This is a genomic window from Paenibacillus sp. JDR-2, from assembly GCF_000023585.1.
Taxonomy (GTDB): domain Bacteria; phylum Bacillota; class Bacilli; order Paenibacillales; family Paenibacillaceae; genus Pristimantibacillus.
The window spans coordinates 2818426-2836303 of the sequence record NC_012914.1 but is presented as its reverse complement, the minus strand read 5'-3'; the positions used below and the strand labels follow the sequence as shown (position 1 = coordinate 2836303).

Here is a 17878-nt window from a genome sequence, read left to right as displayed (position 1 = left end):
TAACAGCCTAATTGCACGCTCCATGCCGACTAATTTACTCGACATAAACGGTTTTTACATGCTACATTAAAGCTAATGTCGTTAAGGCGATTAGAGAGCATTTATGGTGGAGTGTGAGCAAATGGAAACTCAATTGAGTGAGCATGTAATAAAACCGGCAGACCGCATGACGGCGCTGCCAACGCAGTTTTTCGCCAAGCTTGTCGGCAAAGCGAATGCCCAAGCGGCCAAAGGCCGGGATGTTATCAATCTGGGGCAAGGCAATCCGGACCAGCCGACCCCTCCCCATATCGTAGCAAAGATGCAGGAAGCATCGGCGAATCCGATGTACCACCGGTATCCGCCTTTCAGCGGTTATTCGTTCCTGAAGGAAGCAGTAGCCACGCGCTATAAAGAAGATTATGGCGTTGAGGTTGATCCTGCCACCGAGGTGGCCATTTTGTTCGGAGGCAAAACAGGCCTTGTCGAAATAAGCCAGTGCATGCTTAATCCCGGTGACGTATGTCTTGTTCCGGATCCCGGTTATCCGGACTACTGGTCGGGCGTTGCGCTCTCCGGCGCGGAGATGAGCTTTATGCCGCTGACGGCGGATAACCGCTTCCTGCCTGACTATAACGCAATTGATCAGGAAGCTTTGAAGCGCGCCAAGCTGATGTTCATCAATTACCCGAACAATCCGACAGGCGCCGTTGCGGATTCCGCCTTTTATGAAGAGACGGTTGCCTTCGCCCGTCGTACCGGAGTCGTTATTGCAAGCGACTTTGCTTACGGCGCCATCGGCTTTGACGGCAAAAAACCGGTCAGCTTCCTTCAAACGCCGGGTGCCAAGGAAGTTGGCGTAGAGTTCTATACGCTCTCCAAAACCTACAACATGGCTGGCTGGCGGGTTGGCTTTGCTATCGGCAATGCCCAAATCGTCTCCCTGATCAATCTGATTCAGGATCATTACTACTGCAGCCTGTTTGGCGGCATTCAGGAAGCGGCAGCGCTTGCCCTTACGGGTCCGCAGGATTGCGTAACCGATCTTACCGCCCGTTACGAAAGCCGCCGCGAAGCGGTATTCGGCGCACTTGCGAAAATCGGCTGGAAAGCTGACCGTCCCGGCGGCTCCTTCTTCTGCTGGCTTCCGGTGCCCGAGGGTTATACGTCGGAATCTTTCGCCGATCTTGTCCTTGAGCAAGCAGATGTTGTAGTTGCCCCGGGCAACGGTTTCGGCACGCATGGCGAAGGCTATGTGCGCCTAGGTCTATTGACCAGCGAAGAACGGCTGGTTGAAGCTATCGAGCGGATTGGCAAGCTAGGCATCTTTTAACCTGTGCTGCAGACCGGCAAATCCCGGTCCGCAGCATGTTTTTATGGCGGTTGCCTTGCTTTACAGTAGGGTATGATCATGATATGCTAACATTAACTGAACATGTAACGTGATGACGGGACTAGTAAGTGAGATGGCCGTGTCCAGAGAGCAAATTCGTCAGGCTGCAAGATTTGCCTCGGTTCCTTGCTGAATCCAACCCCCGAGCGGCCGGCGAGAGCCGGACAGCGCCTCCTGTTATGAGGCTTGAGATGGACCTGTATGCGCGTATTTGCCATTCGGTCAACAAAGGTGGTACCGCGGAAGCTATAGACTTTCGTCCTTTATGGACGGAGGTCTTTTTATTTTGTCAGGAAATGGGATGAGAAGATGTCGGAGAGAATTGTTGTCAAAATCGGTAGCAGCTCCTTAACCTCGGAAGAAGGCGGCTTAAACCGCGAACGTATCACCTATTTTGCTTCTGAACTTGCCGCTTTGCACAAGCAGGGCTGCCCTCTTATTCTGGTAACCTCCGGAGCGGTGGCTGCCGGCTTCCGCCAGATCGGTTACGCAGCACGGCCAAAAGCGGTACATGAAAAGCAGGCCGCTGCCGCGGTTGGCCAAGCGCTGCTTATGCAGGCTTATCAGGAAGCTTTCGGAGAGTTCGGCATTGGGGTTGCCCAAATCCTGCTTACGCGGGCAGACTTCTCCAACCGCAAACGGATCCAGAATGCGCTCAAGACGATTGAGGAATTGCTTCGCCTCCGCATCATACCTATTATTAATGAAAACGATACGGTAGCTACCGACGAGCTTGAGCTGAAGTTTGGCGATAACGACAAATTGTCCGCGCTGGTTGCGGCGATGACGAAAGCAAGCAGTCTGGTCATGATTACCGATATGGACGGCTTGTATACGGAAGATCCGCGAAAAAATCCCGAAGCCGTCAAGATCGAACGGGTTGATCAAATCTCGGAGGAGATTATGCAGCTGGCCGGCGGAGCAGGCTCTGCGGTCGGCACCGGCGGCATGCGTTCCAAGATTGAAGCCGCGCGTATCTCCATGCGCGGCGGCGTCAGAGCTTTTATCGGGAAAGTTCAACAGCCTGGCGATTTGCAATTAGCGCTTAACGGTACAGGCAAAGGCACTTATTTCGATACCCAGTTACATAGCCTGCCTATGAAGAAGCAATGGCTGGGCTTCCACTCCAATCCTCATGGCCGCATTATCGTTGATGACGGCGCCGAGCATGCCCTGCTTGTACGCGGAAAAAGCTTGCTGCCGGCCGGAATACGCGAGATTCAGGGTGATTTTCATTCGGGGGATGTTGTAGAAGTGACAAACCTGACGGGCGACACCATCGGCCGCGGGGTAGTAAACTACGAAGCTTGGCAAGTTCAAGCCGTAGCCGGTCTCAGTACGGAAGAAGTGAAACGCCGGGTGGATGTTAACAGAATCGAAGTCATTCACCGCGACGAGTGGGTTTCCCTGCGATAGGATGAACTTTTCAATTCATTTTAGGAGGAATCGAGATGGTTAGTGAAGTTAGACAAAAAGCAACGATTGCTCAGGCCGCTGCCAGCATCATGAACAAAATGACGACCGAGCAGAAAAATACTGCTCTTACGGCGATGGCCGATGCCCTTATCGAGAATCAGGCTTCTATTATCGTAGCCAATAAGAAAGATCTGGAACGAGGCCGGGAAAACGGCACTAGCCCTTCCCTGCTGGACCGTCTCGCCTTGAACGAAAGCCGTGTTGCGGACATTGCGGAAGGACTTCGTCAAGTTGTGGAGCTTCCGGATCCCGTTGGAGAGCTGCTTGAGCAATTCGACCGCCCTAACGGTCTTCGCGTGGAGAAAACACGCGTGCCGCTTGGCGTTATCGGCATGATTTACGAAGCACGTCCTAATGTTACCGTTGACGCTGTCGGCCTTTGCCTTAAAACCGGCAACTGCGTTGTGCTTCGCGGCGGCTCCGCTGCTCTGGAATCTAACCGCCGGATCGTTGAGGTATTGCGCGAAGCTTTGGCGTCAACCGCTTTGCCGCAGGATGCGATCCAGCTTATTGAAGATTCGGACCGCGCCTCCGTTAATGAAATGCTTAAATTAAACGGACTGCTGGATGTTGTTATCCCTCGCGGCGGCGCCGCACTGATCCGCAATGTAGTCGAAAACGCGACAGTGCCTGTTATCGAGACAGGTGCCGGCATCTGCCATACCTTTGTGGATGAGAGCGCGGATTACGACATGGCGGAACAGATCGCCTTCAATGCGAAGGTCCAGCGCCCTTCCGTCTGCAATTCAATGGAAACCCTGATTCTGCACGAAGCATTTGCCAAACGTCACTTACAGCAAATCGCCGACCGTTTCCTTGCGGCAAATGTCGAGCTTCGCGGCGATAAGCAAGCGACCGAAAGCATAACGCAGGCCAAGGCTGCAACCGAACAGGATTTTGCGACGGAATATAACGATTATGTTTTAAATATCCGTATTGTAGCAAACTTAGATGAGGCGCTTGAGCACATTCGCAAGTACAGCACGAAGCATTCGGAATGCATCGTAACGGAGAATGCCGGACACGCCGAGCGTTTTCTCAACGAGGTTGACGCGGCAGCGGTATATCATAACGCTTCTACCCGCTTCACGGACGGTTTCGAATTTGGCTTTGGAGCGGAAATCGGCATCAGCACGCAAAAGCTGCATGCGCGCGGCCCAATGGGTCTGCCGGCTCTTACATCAACAAAATTCCGGGTTTACGGCAACGGCCAAATCCGCGGTTAAGATAGAGGAAAACCAGGTTGGAGGGTGAACGGTATGTTATCAATGGAACAAACAAATGCCGGTGTAAATATTGAAGCTTTGAAAATCAGCTTCTACGGCGCAGGCTCGATGGCGGAAGCTATCGTACGCGGACTTATTAATCAAAAACTGACAAAACCGGAGCAAATCTCGATGCTGAACCGGCAGAACGCGGACCGTTTGAATGAGTTGAGCGAGAAATACGGCGTGCAAACGGTATTGAACGGATCTACGAACGAGCAGTTTATTCAGGATGCGGATATTGTTTTCCTGGCGATGAAGCCTAAGGACGCTGTCAGCGCGATTTCGTCCATCAAGCATCTCCTCTCGGAGAAGCAGCTGATCGTCTCGGTTATTGCCGGCCTGTCGATCTCTTCTATTGAACGCGTGCTTGGCAGATCCGCCGCTATCGTGCGGACGATGCCCAATACTTCGAGCACAATCGGTCTTGGAGTAACGGGAATCAGCTATTCGGGCAGCGTAACGGAAGAGCAGCGCAAGCTTGCGGAAACGATGTTCGCTTCGATCGGCATTAATGCGGTTGTCGAGGAATCGCTGCAGGATTCGATCGTGGGCGTGTCGGGCAGCGGCCCGGCATATGTCTATTTCTTCATGGAAGCGATGATGGAAGCTGCGGAGAAGCTTGGCCTCCCTGCAGACCAAGCGAAGGAACTGATCGTTCAGACCGTGCTTGGCGCTGCCGAGATGGTCAGAACAACCGGCGAGGAGCCGGCTGAGCTCCGCCGGAAGGTGACTTCCCCTAACGGTACAACGCAGGCTGCAATCGAATCGATGGCCGCAAGCGGCTTGACGGATGCTGTCGTTCGCGGCATGCTGCGCTCGGCTGAACGCGCCGGCGAAATCGGAGCAGATATTGAAAGGAGCACGTTGTCCTAATGAATCAGATGTGTGTTGCAACTTACCGCTGTTTTGACGAGAAGGCGGATTTTGATAAAAAAGCATTATCCATTGCCGTTGGCTTAACGGTTGGCAGCTGGACGGAGCTCCCAGAAGCACGTAAGGCCGAGATGGAAAAGCATCTTGGCAAGGTACTGTCCGTTGACGTGCATGAAGAGGCAGGCAGCGAGCGTTATGCCGATATTCGGATCGCGTATCCGGATATCAACTTCAGCCGCGATATCCCTGCCCTGCTCGTTACCATATTCGGCAAGCTGTCCATGGACGGTAAAATCAAGCTGATTGATCTGAATGTCTCGGAGCAATTCCAGTCCGCCTTCCCTGGTCCCAAATACGGCCTTGAAGGCGTGCGCCAGCTTCTAGGCGTTCACGACCGCCCGCTTCTGATGAGTATTTTCAAATCGGTTGTTGGGCATGATCTTCCGAACCTGCAAGAGCAGTTCTACAAGCAGGCGCTTGGTGGCGTTGACCTTATCAAGGATGACGAGATCCTGTTCGAGAACCCGCTTACTCCGCTGGAGAAGCGCGTGGAAGTATGCATGGAGGCGGCCCGCAAAGCACAGCAGGAAACCGGTCAAAAGCTGCTTTACGCGGTTAACCTGACAGGTCCAACATCGCAGCTGGCAAGCCAAGCGCGAAAAGCTATCGCAGCTGGTGCAAACGCATTGCTGTTCAACGTATTGTCTTACGGCTACGACGTGCTGCACGAGCTGAGCAAAGATTCTGAGATTAATGTGCCAATCGCGGCGCATCCGGCAATGGCAGGCGCCTTTTACCCATCGCCGCATTACGGGATCAGCGCATCCGTGCTGCTTGGCAAGCTGATGCGTCTGGCCGGCGCGGATCTGGTGCTGTTCCCTTCTCCTTACGGTTCCGTTGTTATGCCGAAGGAAGAGAACATGGCCGTAAAAGACGCGCTGCTTGCGCCTTCGGATACGCTCCGGACGAGCTTCCCTGTACCGTCGGCCGGCATTCATCCCGGACTCGTTCCGCTTATTTTGCGCGACTTCGGCACGGACGTGGTCGTTAATGCCGGCGGCGGTATCCATGGCCATCCTATGGGCACAGCGGCCGGCGGCAAAGCTTTCCGCAGCGCGATTACGGCAGCAATGAACGGCGTACCGCTTCGCGAAGCAGCGGCGCAGCCGGGTAATGAGCCGCTTCAGGCGGCTATTGACGCATGGGGGATTAAGGAATGACAACAGCTAAGAAACGCGTCATCTTCTGCGACTTTGACGGAACCATCACCGTCAACGATAACATTGTAGCTATTATCAAGCATTTCAACCCGCCGGGATGGGAAGACATTGCAAATGCGGTTCTATCCCAGAAAATATCGATCCGCGACGGCGTTGGCCAGATGTTCCGCCTCCTTCCGACTTCCATTCAGAAAGAGGTTGTGGAGTATGGCATCAACAACGTGCAAATCCGTGACGGCTTTGCCGAACTGCTCCAATACTGCAAGGACGAGCAGATCGAATTCTACGTGACAAGCGGCGGCATCGACTTCTTTGTGTACCCGGTGCTTGCCCGTTTCGGTATTCCAGAGGATCATATCTACTGCAACGGCAGCGACTTCAACGGCGAGCAGATCGAAATTACATGGCCTCATCCATGCGATGAGCATTGCTCCAATGACTGCGGCATGTGCAAAACAACGATCATGCGCCGTTTCCCGGCAAGCGTGTACGAACGGATTATTATCGGCGACAGCGTAACCGACTTTGAAGGCGCCAAGCTGGCCGATACAGTCTTTTCCCGCCATCATTTGACTGTTAAATGCAAGGAGCTTGGCCTTCCGCATACCGAATTTACTACCTTCCATGACATTGTGCATGAGCTGAAGAAAGAAAGGATCGTATAATATGGCTTTTACCGATATTAAGCTGGAACAAAAGCAGCAGGCGCTCGCCGAGTTGCGCAGCGTTAAAGAACTATTCGCCTCCCGCGGCTGGTTTGCCGGAACAAGCGGCAATCTCTCGGTTCGCGTAGGGGATTTCAACCCTGACGAATTCTACTTCGCCATTACGGCAAGCGGCAAGGACAAAACGGTACATACGCCGGAAGATTACCTGTTCGTCGACAAAAACGGCCAAGCTTGCGAGGCGACTAATCTGAAGCCTTCCGCAGAAACGCTTATTCACAACGAAATCTACCGTTTAACGGGTGCAGGCGCTATTTTCCACGTTCACTCCGTATACAGCGCCGTTATGTCCGAATGGTTCTGGGAGCGCAAAGCTGTGCCTGTGGATGGGGTAGAGCTGATCAAAGGCCTGAACATCTGGGATGAGGAAGCGCATATCGACATTCCGATCGTCTCCAACTTCGCTGAAATTCCTCGCATCGTACCGGAAGTGACGGAGCGGATCGACAAGCGTATTCCGGGCATTATTCTCCGCAAGCACGGCATTTACGCATGGGGGGCGAACGCCTTCGAAGCGAAGCGCCATATCGAAGCGTTTGAGTTCCTGTTCGAATACGTGTACCGCTGGGAAATGCTGAACGGCCGCAAATGAATCGAAAAAGCTGGTCAACTCGTTTGTTACGAGATTGACCAGCTTTTTATTTACCACTATAGAAAGAATAAATGACGGGTTTTCTTACACGCTCTCTTCAACTGCGGCCAGTAATTCTTCCATCTTGTACAAGGAGCGAACTTCGAATTCCGCTTCTTCAAGATTGGCTCTGCCAGCCTTTTCATTCTCGATGACGCAAAGCACCTCTTTCAGCTCCGCATCGTGGTTCAAAAGGTCTGCCGCGCTTAAGAGCACCTGTCCGCCCGTTGTAATGACATCCTCGATAATGCAGACCTTCTTGCCCGTAATATCGATTCCTTCGGCCAATTTGCTTGTTCCGTATTCCTTCGCTCTCTTGCGGACAAATACGACCGGAATGCCCGTTTTGAGGGAAAGCGCGGTGGCAATCGGAATACCGCCCATTTCAAGTCCGGCTAAAACTTCCGTTCCTTCAGGAACAAGGGGTGCAAGCTGTTCTGCGATCGCAGCTAGAATCGCGGGATTGGATTCGAACAAGTATTTATCGAAGTAATGATTCGAGGTTTTACCTGAGCGAAGCTTGAATTCTCCCGTCAGTCGTGACGTTTGCATAATTTCTCTTGCAAGCTCTGTTTTGTTCATCTACAGTCCCCTTCTTCCTTAAAAGTTAATTACCCTAAACATACGCCGTTTGACAGTTTAGCAAATCTTAAAGGAATTGTCTATGCGGCTATAGAGAGTTTTTTAAATCGAAGTCGATTGATATTCATCCTTCAATAATTGCTTGGCGATATAAAATATCTGGCCCATATGCTCCGAGTAATGCGCCGCGCATTGGTGCAGCATATCCAGATTGCTGCGTTCCTTGCCGCGGACCAGTTGCTTCTGTTCCAGCTGCTCATCCGATAAGGAGGGAATGGTATCTATCACAAATTGGAGGCGTTCCTGTATGCTCCTGGACAGCTCATCCTTTGTTACGAAAGCCGGTTTTAACTCCGCCTCCCTGTCTCTTATCCTATTCTGGCAGAGAATCCCTTTATTAACCCGTTCCAAAATATTGCCTTCCATATGCCTGATTAAAGTCGAAATAGAGTGGCTGTTTGGTCCCGGACTCCAATTGACCTGCCCATCATCCAACTGATTAAGCGCTTTCAAAACTCGCTTCTGCATCTCTTCGAACTTTTTGGTTAACCACACTCGATTAAATTCATAGGTCATGTCAATTACCTCCGCCAAAAAAACTCCATCCCACCGGGACGGAGTATAGTTGAATAGGCTGCTAGTCGCCCTTCAGCATATTGAAGATAGAGCCTGCCGCGCTTCCTTCATCCTTGCCTCCCGTGCCGAATCCGCGAGGCGCTGCTGCGAATACGCGGCTCGCCAGCCTGCTGAACGGCAGCGATTGAATGTAAACGGTGCCTGGTCCTTCCAGCGTTGCGAAAAATAGACCTTCTCCGCCAAAGAGGAAGGTTTTAACCCCTTTTACCATTTCAATGCTGTAATGCACGCTTGGCGTGAAAGCCACGAGGCAGCCCGTATCGACACGAAGCTTCTCTCCCGGGTTCAGGTCTTTGCGGATAATCGTACCGCCCGCATGCATAAAAGCAAGACCGTCGCCTTCAAGCTTTTGCATAATAAAGCCCTCGCCGCCAAAGAAGCCCGTTCCGATCTTGCGCTGGAACTCGATGCCCACCGACACGCCTTTTGCGGCTGCAAGGAAGGCGTCCTTCTGGCAAATCATTTTACCGCCTGCGGCATGCAGGTCAATCGGGATGATTTTGCCCGGATACGGTGCTGCAAAGCTGGCTTTCTTCTTACCCATGCCTTCATTCGTAAAAGCTGTCATAAACAAGCTCTCGCCCGTCAAAATCCGTTTGCCCGCGCTCATCAGCTTACCCATAAGACCGCCGGAGGACTGTGCGCTTCCATCGCCGAAAATCGCTTCCATATGTATGTCGTCATCCATCATCATAAGGCTTCCCGCCTCGGCAATAACCGTCTCGGCAGGATCCAGCTCAATCTCTACAAATTGCATATCGTCGCCATGAATGTAATAATCGATTTCGTGATTGCTCTTCAAAATATAATCCCTCCTGAACGATAATAAAGCTCCCTCCTATCATAACATTAACATCCAGTTATTTCCCATATAAAAAAAGAAAGCATACGACGAATCGTATGCTCCCGCTTCCTATCCCAAAGCCCTTACCCAGACGGTCATCTCGCCTTTCTCGCGGTTGCCCCATAGATAATACGGGACGGCCGTCAGCCGAACTTGCTTCGAAGCTTGTTGCTGCGTATACGGACGATACGGCGTATTCTCCTGCCAGGAATCCTGTTCATCCAGCTGCCCCTCGGCTTCTATGACGACCGCTCCGCCCAACAATTGATCATCAAAGCGGAAATGAAGCTCCCCGTTTGTAACGAGCGACACCGCAGCAAGCGGGCTTCCGTTATCCGTTTCCTCCAAGCAATAAACGAGCGGCCCGCGCTCAATGGCTACCTTGCCGGCATTTGCGCGGATTTGCGGGTGGGCAGCCGTCAATTGAGCTTCAAGTGCCGGTTCCCATTCCGCAACGTCTCCCTGCTGCCAATTGCGGTTAACGAGTGCGTACCCGTTCTCTTCCGTATATTCCGCAGCCTGGCCATTAATATTCAGTACGGCCTTCCCTCTGCTCCAGGATGGAATCCGAAGAGCAAAAGTAAATGCGGCACCCGGAACATCGTCAAACTCGAATCGGGTATATCCCTTCCATGGCAGCTGCGACTGCTGCTTCAAAGAAACGGAGCCTGCAGCAAGTTCGAATCGGGCAACACTGCCAATAAACAGATGGGTGTAAATAGTGTTGTTCGCGGCAGATACCGTGTAAATATAATCGTTCAGGGAGCTTAGCAGACGCGCCACATTGGGAGGGCAGCAGGAGCAGCCAAACCATTTCTGACGCTCGGCCTTCACATGATGGCGGCCCGGATTTTTCTCGGAGGCTTGAGGCCATACTTCAAGCGGATTGACGTAGAAGTAATGCTTGCCGTCCTGCGACATGCTGCCTACCACGTTGTTATATAACGCCCGCTCCAGAACATCGGCATATTCGCTTTTTGCTTCCAGCTTCAGCATACGCTGAGCAAAGAAAATCAGGCCGATCGAGGCACAGGTCTCCGCGTATACCGTATCGTTCGGCAGATCATAGTCAAAGGAGAATGCCTCGCCATGATGCGTAGAACCGATGCCGCCGGTAATATACATTTGTTTTCTGGTCATGTTGTTCCATAACCGCTCACATGCTTCGAGAAGCTGCTTATCCCCCGTTAATCTGGCCAAATCCGCCATCGCGGTATACATGTACACGGCGCGGACCGAGTGGCCAACCGCCGCTTCCTGCTCGCGGACCGGCGTATGCGCTTGGTTATACGCTAATTGCTGCACGGTCGGAATAGGACGTTTGCCTCCGGCCCATAAACTATAGCCATCCCGCTGCTTCCCTTCTTCCACCAGGAAATTCGGTTCCGCCCCGCGTTCGTCAATAAAGAACTGGGCCAGCTTCAAATAACGCTCTTCCCCAGTCGCCTGTTGGAGTTTCACCAATGCAAGCTCAATCTCCTGATGGCCGTCATAGCCTCTTAACTTGCCTTCCTCCGTGCCAAAGACCTCATCGATATGATCGGCGAATCGGCTCATGACGTCCAGCAGCTTGCGTTTTCCCGTAGCGTCATAATAGGCAACCGCCGCTTCCATCATATGGCCCGCACAATACAGCTCATGAGCCTCATACAGATTGGTCCACTGCTTGCCCGGATCTTTTATCGTGAAATACGTATTTAAATAGCCGTTCTCATGCTGCGCCATCGCGATAAGATCGATTACTTCATCAGCGGTGCGCTCCAGCTCGGCATCGGGATGATTCGCCAAGGAATAACCAACTGCCTCCAGCCATTTCGCCACATCGCTGTCCTGGAACACCATGCCGCCGTAAGGATGCTCCTCGAGTCCTGCCGCGACGCGGAAATTACGAATGGCATAGCTTGGCTCCGCATCCGCGATCCTGTCGTTTAACGCTTCCCATTGATAAGGAATAACGGTCTCTCGCACCAGTTCCGTAAAGCGGTTCCAAAAAGCATCCTCAATATGTACCCTGCTGCTTCCCAGCTGTCCGTTAAGTTGCTTCGCCATGAATGTTCCTCCTGCTCGAATATAAAAGATTTGATTATTGCTGATTTCTAGTTTATTCTCGAAAAGACAAGGAAACTACAACTAAAACGACCTTCTTTTTTATAAAATATAACACTGACGGGAGATGGGACAACCGCATGACTTACGTATCCCTGCAGCTTCCTCCTATTCCTTATTACATCGCAACCGGCCAGACCGTCTACAAGCCTGGCGAACAGCATCCTAACCGCCGCAACCTTGGTTTGTTCGATCTCCTGTGGGTAACGCAAGGCACCTTGTATATCGGGGAAGAAGACAAGCAGTGGGAAGTTAAAGCCGGGGAGGCGCTGCTGCTTCTGCCGGACCGCTATCATTATTCGACCAAGCCTTGCGATAGCGATACGTCGTTTCATTGGATACATTTTGACTTCCAAGGGGAATGGAAGGAGCATACGTCGGATGCTCCTTCCCCTCCTCTGCCTTTGCGTCACGCCTGGGAAAATCCGTATTTCATCCAGATTCCCCAGTATGCGGCACCGCCTGAATTCACCCTTGCCGAACGGCATCTCGGTCAGCTGTTAGCCTATGCAAGCGAGCATCAGAGAGGCGTTTACTGGCAGGAGCACCAGCTCTTTATCGAGCTGCTGGGCTTGCTGGAGGAACGGCGGGACCGCGCCAGCACGGATTCCCCGGCTATGAAGCTCGCAAGCAAGACGGAAGCTTATATCCGGCAGCATTATCAATCGGAGCTGACCAATGCGGCGCTGGCAGAAGCCCTTCATTTTCATCCCAATTACATCGTCAGGTGCATGAAAGAAATCTATCATTGCTCCCCAATGGACTATTTGCACCAATACCGGCTGGAGCAAGCAAAGCTGCTGCTCGTAAAGACCGAATGGTCCATCGCGGTTATCGCCGATAAGACTGGCTTTCGCCATGCTCCTTACTTCTCCAACTGCTTTAGAGCATACACAGGCACATCACCACTGAAGTACAGGAAGCAATTCTCGCGGTGACGGAATGAAAAAAGCCTTGTACTCTCCCTTTGGGAAGTACAAGGCTTTTGTATAATATTCGATATAAGTGCTATCCGCGTGGTCCACGGAACTTCTGGGAATGAGCTCTTGCTTCATCCACGTTCGTAACCCGGTTTCGGCCCCACTCGATCAGAATCCGGTCGATATAACGGAAATTCAGCTTGCCTGCAAAGACAGCTTCCTTCAAGGCAAACCGGATGAGTTCATCCGCGTAACGGTCCTGATCCAGCCATCCGGATATCGTCTCGCATTCCATGGGCGATAACAGACGTCCAAACTCCTGCTCGAATACCGAAAAAATGTTGCCCGGATCCGTTGCCCGCTTAACGGTACGGCGCTCCGCTCTCCGTGTCTCCCGCTTCTCTTCGGCCGCCCATTCGGCAGCCTTGAGCAGCCATCCGCTCCAATTATATTGCTCGGATTGAATTCCCGTCGCCGGATCAATGCGCTCGTCAATCGTCAAGAAGCCTTCTTTCATCAGACGGCCAATCGTCTGCTCAATGGTTCTGGTCGTTGAGCCGCTACGTTCTGCCAACTGCTCCATCGTCGGGAATTCGATCCCTTCCGACTCTCCGAACAGCATCAGCTGCAGCATCAGCATCGCTTCCGTATCGGATAAATTCAATTGGCGGTAAGACCGTAGAAGAAGTGCGGATACATGCACGCCTCCTTCACTCATTACGGCCGCCATCCCCCGCGAATAGGCCTTCCACATGTCCTCATTGCTCATGTAACCGATCCCTCCGCTACCTTAACTACTGCTATTCTTTTATTTCGACTCGCCTTTCACAATCGCATACGTATCGCGGGCAATAAGCAGTTCCTCATTCGTAGGAACAACCAGCACTTTTACTCGGGAAGCATCCGTCGAAATCTCGCGGACTTCCTTGCTGCGGATGTTGTTGCGTTCTTCATCCAGCTCAACGCCCAGGAACGAGATGCCTTCGCATACCGCTTTGCGCAGAACGTTCGAATTCTCGCCAACTCCAGCCGTGAACAGAATAACGTCAACGCCATTCATCGCTGCTGCATAAGCCCCGATATATTTGCGCACGCGGTACGTATACATATCGAAAGCCAGCTTCGCATTAGCATCGCCTTCGTCCATTGCTTCTACGATTTCGCGCATATCGCTGCTGATGCCGGAGATCGCAAGCATACCGCTGTGCTTATTCAGCATCGAATTCACTTCGCTTAACGTCAGCTCTTCTTTGTTCATAACATACGGCACGATTGCCGGGTCCAGGTCACCGCTGCGAGTACCCATCATCAAGCCTTCCAGCGGCGTCATCCCCATGCTGGTGTCAAACGACTTGCCGTCCAGAATGGCCGTAGCGCTTGCACCGTTGCCGATATGGCAGGAGATCATCTTCAGCGACTCCAGCGGCTTGCCCAGGTACTTGGCAGCCTTCTGGCTGACATATTGATGCGATGTTCCGTGGAAGCCGTAACGACGCACTTTATGGCGGCGGTAGAGCACTCTCGGAATAGGATACAGGTAGGAAGTATTAGGCATTGTCTGATGGAAGGCCGTATCGAATACGACCACCTGCGGAACATTAGGCATATTCGTTTCTACCGCATTGATGCCCATCATATGTGCCGGATTATGCAGCGGAGCAAGATCAAACAGCTTTTTGATTTCCTGTTTCGCTTCAGCCGTTACAAGCGCCGAGCTCTTAAACACTTCGCCGCCGTGCACGATCCGGTGCCCAACCGCATCGATCTCTCCCATTGAAGCAACAACGCCATGCTCGGGATGCGTCAGCATGTCGATAACCTTTTTAACCGCCGTGATGTGGTCAAGAATCTCGCTCACTTGCGTCACGTCCGGCTTGCCTGGAGGTTCGTGGGTCACGATCGAGGAATCCATGCCGATTCTCTCTACGCGCCCGCTCGCAAGCACCGTCTCATTCTCCATATTATAAAGCTGATATTTCAGCGAAGAGCTTCCTGCATTAATTACGAGTACTTTCATCTAGATACGGTCCCCATCCTTGTCATATTTGAAAAATCCGATGCCCGACTTCACGCCGAGATGTCCTCCGCGCACCATCTTCTTCAGGACGATAGAAGGACGGTATTTCAACTCCCCGTATTCGCGGAACATCCGGTCAAGGGCGGCAAGGACGGAGTCCAGACCAAAGCGGTCCGCCATCTCGAAAGGTCCGTTCTGGAAAGAATAGCCGATACGCATCGCATTGTCGATATCTTCGGCAGAAGCTACGCCTTCCTCTAGAACATGCAGAGCTTCGTTTATGAAGAGACAGATCAGACGGGTAGTCACAAAGCCTGGCGATTCGAACACCATGATCCCCTTTTTCTGAATAACCTCATCAACAAATTCTTTCGTAGCGTCAAACGTGGCATCGGAGGTCTTTAGACCGCGGACAATTTCGACCAGATCGATCTTGGATACCGGATAAATGAAGTGAAGGCCAATGACACGCTCCGGGTGGCCGGTTACGCTTGCCAGCTCGGTCAAGCTAAGCGTGGAGGTGTTGCTTGCAATAATGACCTTATCGTCGCAAATCTCGTCCAGCTTCTTGATTACCTGTTTTTTACTCTCCAAATCCTCGGTGATGGATTCAATAACCAGCTCGCAGGAAGTCAGATCCTCATAGTTCTTGCATGTATGGATACGATTCAGAATCAATTTTTTCTCAGCCTGCGTCAGAGCCCATTTCTCAATCTGTTTATCCAGGTTGAGTTCGATCATCTGCATACCGTATGTTAAGCGTTCCTCCGAGCTTTCGATTAAATACACATCCAGCCCTTTAGAAGCGAGCATTTCCGCAATTCCTTGCCCCATTGTACCGGCGCCGATAACGCCAACTTTTTTGATTGCCATAATTCTGTAGGTTCTCTCCTCGTATGTTTTTCTCTTTTTTTAAGTGTTATTGAGAATAGTTCTCTCTACCTCGCATCCATTATACCCTTTTTTAGACAAAGAATGAAGGCGGGAAGATGAACGGATCTTGAACACCTCATGAACAACACATGAACGATTTATGTGCTTATCGATTTATCTTTACACCAAAAAATGAACGGCAGCTTAACATGAACTGCCGTTCATTGTGGTATACCACTTTTTATGCGCTTTGGGACAACCGGCTCAGAAGAGCGCGGAAATCATCGCCGCCAAGCGTTTCTTCCTTGATCAGCACATCCAGGGACTGAACAAACACTTCGCGTTTTGCTTCCAGCATCGCTTTCGTTTTTCTCATCAGCTCATCCAGAATGGAACGGGTAATGTTCGCCCATTTATCCGGCGTCATCATGTTTGCGTCAATGATGCCAAGTTCGGTAAGTCCCGATTCCACCATCGTGCGAACGATGTTCATCGCCTGATCGAAGTCGCCTCGGGAGCCGGTGCTGCGTCCGCCGTAAAAAATCTCTTCGGCAGCTGCGCCGCCAAGCGCGATCATAATCTGGCTTTCCAAGAACTCTTTCGTGTACAGGTAACGGTCCTGCTGAGGGTTATGACGGACATAACCAAGCGCTTGACCGCGCGGCGACAAGGCGACCTGCGACACGCTGCCCGGCCGAACAAGCTCTGCAGATATAGCATGACCAAGTTCGTGCAGGGCAACACGTTCGCGTTCCTCGGCCGTAGCCTCGCGGTCCGTTTTCTCGCCCATCATAACCTTATCAATGGCCATCGCAAGGTGCTGCTCCAGAATAGTCTCGTTCTGCTCGCGCATCGCGTAGATTGCGCCTTCGTTCATGACGCTCTCCAGCTGTGCGCCCGAGAAGCCAAACGATTCGGATGCGATCCGCTCCAGATCAACCGATTCATCTAGAGGTTTGTTTGCCGCATGCAGACGCAAAATATGAAGACGGCCTTTCTTATCCGGCAGATCAACGCCAATATGGCGGTCGAAACGGCCCGGACGGAGTAACGCGCTGTCCAGCATTTCTTTGCGGTTCGTCGCGGCAATAATAAGGATACGCGGCGCTTCGTCGGAATGAATGCCGTCCATTTCCGTAAGCAGCTGATTTAGCGTCTGATCGTATTCCCGATGCTGGCCGCCGTCTCGTTTGCCGCCGATAACATCGATCTCGTCGATGAAGATAACGGCGCTTTTCTTGCTTGCTTTTCTTGCTTTCTCACGAGCTTCTTTGAACAAATCGCGAATACGACCCGCACCTACGCCAACATACATCTCAACGAATTCACTGCCGGATGCTGCCAGGTAGATGGAATCCGTATAATGGGCGGCTGCCTTCGCAAGCAGCGTTTTACCTGTACCCGGAGGGCCTGTAAGCAGGATCCCTTTCATCGGGCGAATACCAAGCTTCGCAATTTCGTCTTGTTTAACCAGGAAGTCCAAGGCTTCGGTTAGCTCTTGCTTGGCTCTGTCTTGGCCGCCGATCTGATCAAAGCTGATGGATACCGCATGAATCTGTTTGCTGCGCTTTGACCCCGGCAGAGCGGTCATACGTCCTTTGCCTCCGCGCGATGCAAACCAGACCCCTCCCGCCAAACAGGCAAGCAAAAGGACAGGAATAATATTAATTCCCCTAAAAGCAAGGAAAACAACAACCATCAGAACAAAGCCTGCCGTAATCTCAACCCAATATTTACGCATTAGCCGACACCTCCAACATAGCAGGAGTGCGTGGAAGCACTACATACTTCGTCGAGTTACCATCCTTCAGCGTGATATATACATTGTTATCGTCTAGCGCGGTTTCATATTGAACGCCCGCATGACCTGCGGTTGCTTTCTGAAGAGCGTTTGGAATTTCCGAATAGTTTTTCTTCTCCATCGCTTCGGCTACATTAAACAATACCGAAGACCAGACCTTCTCTAATTGATCGCTTGGCGCCTGATTCGTAATATCGAGCGATAATTCGCGGCTGCCAATCGCCTCTTTGCCTTCTTTGGAAATGGATTCGTAGACGTCTTTCAAATTCGCATCCGGCTTGAGAGTTACCTGCACCGAAACGCGGTTTTGATCTATAGTAGGGGCATTCGCCGAAGCGATGCCTTCAATGTGTCCGATAGATTTCTGAAAAGGAGAAACAACGGCGAACTGCTTATATAACATCCACCCGCCAAAGAGCAGCAAGGCTGTGGCTACAGCGGAAAGCACGAACGGGACAATACGAAGTTTCATAGTTGGTTTCCTCCTCTATATCTGTTATATAGCAACACTAACGTATATCAACTCTGCCATAC

17 protein-coding genes are annotated in these 17878 nt (G+C 51.8%); 8 read left to right on the top strand and 9 right to left on the bottom strand.

Features of this window, described 5'->3' with window-relative positions:
* Nucleotides 1–121: 121 nt before the first annotated feature.
* The 7 genes from PJDR2_RS12550 to mtnB all read left to right on the top strand — a co-directional run bounded on the left by PJDR2_RS12550 (nt 122) and on the right by mtnB (nt 7526).
* On the top strand, nt 122–1312 hold the full coding sequence (locus tag PJDR2_RS12550) for a pyridoxal phosphate-dependent aminotransferase (protein WP_015844068.1): 1191 nt from the start codon (nt 122–124) through the stop codon (nt 1310–1312).
* A gap of 369 nt (nt 1313–1681) precedes the next feature.
* Nucleotides 1682–2788: a glutamate 5-kinase gene (gene proB, locus PJDR2_RS12545; RefSeq protein ID WP_015844067.1), complete on the top strand. Its 1107-nt coding sequence runs from the start codon at nt 1682–1684 to the stop codon at nt 2786–2788.
* Nucleotides 2789–2823: 35 nt separating this feature from the next.
* Nucleotides 2824–4074 carry a glutamate-5-semialdehyde dehydrogenase gene (locus tag PJDR2_RS12540; RefSeq protein WP_015844066.1) on the top strand — a complete coding sequence of 417 codons (1251 nt, stop codon included), beginning with the start codon at nt 2824–2826 and terminating at the stop codon, nt 4072–4074.
* A gap of 33 nt (nt 4075–4107) precedes the next feature.
* Nucleotides 4108–4989, top strand: coding sequence for a pyrroline-5-carboxylate reductase (gene proC / locus PJDR2_RS12535; protein ID WP_015844065.1), 882 nt, complete (start codon nt 4108–4110; stop codon nt 4987–4989).
* Nucleotides 4989–6209, top strand: coding sequence for a 2,3-diketo-5-methylthiopentyl-1-phosphate enolase (locus PJDR2_RS12530; protein WP_015844064.1), 1221 nt, complete (start codon nt 4989–4991; stop codon nt 6207–6209). Before proC ends, PJDR2_RS12530 begins: the two co-directional genes overlap by 1 nt.
* The gene (locus PJDR2_RS12525) at nt 6206–6874 is read left to right on the top strand and encodes a 2-hydroxy-3-keto-5-methylthiopentenyl-1-phosphate phosphatase (protein WP_015844063.1); all 669 of its coding nucleotides are present in this window, start codon (nt 6206–6208) and stop codon (nt 6872–6874) included. The genes PJDR2_RS12530 and PJDR2_RS12525 overlap by 4 nt, the downstream gene beginning before the upstream one ends.
* 1 nt (nt 6875) lies before the next feature.
* Nucleotides 6876–7526, top strand: coding sequence for a methylthioribulose 1-phosphate dehydratase (mtnB, locus tag PJDR2_RS12520; protein ID WP_015844062.1), 651 nt, complete (start codon nt 6876–6878; stop codon nt 7524–7526).
* An 84-nt stretch (nt 7527–7610) separates the two neighbouring features.
* On the opposite strand, the gene pyrE is transcribed toward mtnB, so the two are convergent.
* The 4 genes from pyrE to PJDR2_RS12500 form a co-directional block, all read right to left on the bottom strand.
* Nucleotides 7611–8147 (bottom strand): orotate phosphoribosyltransferase, encoded by a 537-nt coding sequence (pyrE, locus tag PJDR2_RS12515; RefSeq protein ID WP_015844061.1) that lies wholly within the window; start codon nt 8145–8147, stop codon nt 7611–7613.
* Nucleotides 8148–8249: 102 nt separating this feature from the next.
* Complete coding sequence (locus PJDR2_RS12510; protein WP_015844060.1) at nt 8250–8723, bottom strand: DinB family protein; 474 nt, start codon at nt 8721–8723, stop codon at nt 8250–8252.
* A 61-nt stretch (nt 8724–8784) separates the two neighbouring features.
* Complete coding sequence (locus PJDR2_RS12505; protein WP_015844059.1) at nt 8785–9585, bottom strand: TIGR00266 family protein; 801 nt, start codon at nt 9583–9585, stop codon at nt 8785–8787.
* 111 nt (nt 9586–9696) lie between these two features.
* Nucleotides 9697–11676, bottom strand: a complete 1980-nt coding sequence (locus PJDR2_RS12500; RefSeq protein ID WP_015844058.1) for a glycoside hydrolase family 127 protein — start codon at nt 11674–11676, stop codon at nt 9697–9699.
* A gap of 137 nt (nt 11677–11813) precedes the next feature.
* On the opposite strand from PJDR2_RS12500, the gene PJDR2_RS12495 reads away from it, so the two are divergent.
* Nucleotides 11814–12671, top strand: coding sequence for a helix-turn-helix transcriptional regulator (locus PJDR2_RS12495; protein ID WP_015844057.1), 858 nt, complete (start codon nt 11814–11816; stop codon nt 12669–12671).
* A gap of 70 nt (nt 12672–12741) precedes the next feature.
* Here PJDR2_RS12495 and PJDR2_RS12490 read toward each other — a convergent pair whose 3' ends face one another.
* The 5 genes from PJDR2_RS12490 to PJDR2_RS12470 form a co-directional block, all read right to left on the bottom strand.
* Complete coding sequence (locus tag PJDR2_RS12490) at nt 12742–13422, bottom strand: DnaD domain protein (protein WP_015844056.1); 681 nt, start codon at nt 13420–13422, stop codon at nt 12742–12744.
* Nucleotides 13423–13461: 39 nt separating this feature from the next.
* A complete protein-coding gene (locus PJDR2_RS12485; protein ID WP_015844055.1) occupies nt 13462–14670 on the bottom strand; it encodes an acetate/propionate family kinase in 1209 nt (402 codons plus the stop codon).
* Entirely contained in the window at nt 14671–15543 is an 873-nt protein-coding gene (locus PJDR2_RS12480; protein WP_015844054.1) for a 3-hydroxyacyl-CoA dehydrogenase family protein, read from the bottom strand. It lies immediately after the preceding gene.
* A 241-nt stretch (nt 15544–15784) separates the two neighbouring features.
* Nucleotides 15785–17284, bottom strand: a complete 1500-nt coding sequence (locus PJDR2_RS12475; protein WP_015844053.1) for an AAA family ATPase — start codon at nt 17282–17284, stop codon at nt 15785–15787.
* The gene (locus PJDR2_RS12470; protein ID WP_015844052.1) at nt 17277–17816 is read right to left on the bottom strand and encodes a hypothetical protein; all 540 of its coding nucleotides are present in this window, start codon (nt 17814–17816) and stop codon (nt 17277–17279) included. Before PJDR2_RS12470 ends, PJDR2_RS12475 begins: the two co-directional genes overlap by 8 nt.
* Nucleotides 17817–17878 lie beyond the last annotated feature (62 nt).

Excerpts from the sequence above, each read along its gene's own strand:
- PJDR2_RS12470 (WP_015844052.1), bottom strand. The coding sequence starts at position 17,816 with ATGAAACTTCGTATTGTCCCGTTCGTGCTTTCCGCTGTAGCCACAGCC.
- PJDR2_RS12490 (WP_015844056.1), bottom strand. The coding sequence starts at position 13,422 with ATGAGCAATGAGGACATGTGGAAGGCCTATTCGCGGGGGATGGCGGCC.
- PJDR2_RS12485 (WP_015844055.1), bottom strand. The coding sequence starts at position 14,670 with ATGAAAGTACTCGTAATTAATGCAGGAAGCTCTTCGCTGAAATATCAG.
- PJDR2_RS12550 (WP_015844068.1), top strand. The coding sequence starts at position 122 with ATGGAAACTCAATTGAGTGAGCATGTAATAAAACCGGCAGACCGCATG.
- mtnB (WP_015844062.1), top strand. The coding sequence starts at position 6,876 with ATGGCTTTTACCGATATTAAGCTGGAACAAAAGCAGCAGGCGCTCGCC.
- PJDR2_RS12500 (WP_015844058.1), bottom strand. The coding sequence starts at position 11,676 with ATGGCGAAGCAACTTAACGGACAGCTGGGAAGCAGCAGGGTACATATT.
- PJDR2_RS12525 (WP_015844063.1), top strand. The coding sequence starts at position 6,206 with ATGACAACAGCTAAGAAACGCGTCATCTTCTGCGACTTTGACGGAACC.
- proB (WP_015844067.1), top strand. The coding sequence starts at position 1,682 with ATGTCGGAGAGAATTGTTGTCAAAATCGGTAGCAGCTCCTTAACCTCG.
- PJDR2_RS12475 (WP_015844053.1), bottom strand. The coding sequence starts at position 17,284 with ATGCGTAAATATTGGGTTGAGATTACGGCAGGCTTTGTTCTGATGGTT.
- PJDR2_RS12495 (WP_015844057.1), top strand. The coding sequence starts at position 11,814 with ATGACTTACGTATCCCTGCAGCTTCCTCCTATTCCTTATTACATCGCA.
- proC (WP_015844065.1), top strand. The coding sequence starts at position 4,108 with ATGTTATCAATGGAACAAACAAATGCCGGTGTAAATATTGAAGCTTTG.
- PJDR2_RS12480 (WP_015844054.1), bottom strand. The coding sequence starts at position 15,543 with ATGGCAATCAAAAAAGTTGGCGTTATCGGCGCCGGTACAATGGGGCAA.
- pyrE (WP_015844061.1), bottom strand. The coding sequence starts at position 8,147 with ATGAACAAAACAGAGCTTGCAAGAGAAATTATGCAAACGTCACGACTG.
- PJDR2_RS12530 (WP_015844064.1), top strand. The coding sequence starts at position 4,989 with ATGAATCAGATGTGTGTTGCAACTTACCGCTGTTTTGACGAGAAGGCG.
- PJDR2_RS12540 (WP_015844066.1), top strand. The coding sequence starts at position 2,824 with ATGGTTAGTGAAGTTAGACAAAAAGCAACGATTGCTCAGGCCGCTGCC.
- PJDR2_RS12510 (WP_015844060.1), bottom strand. The coding sequence starts at position 8,723 with ATGACCTATGAATTTAATCGAGTGTGGTTAACCAAAAAGTTCGAAGAG.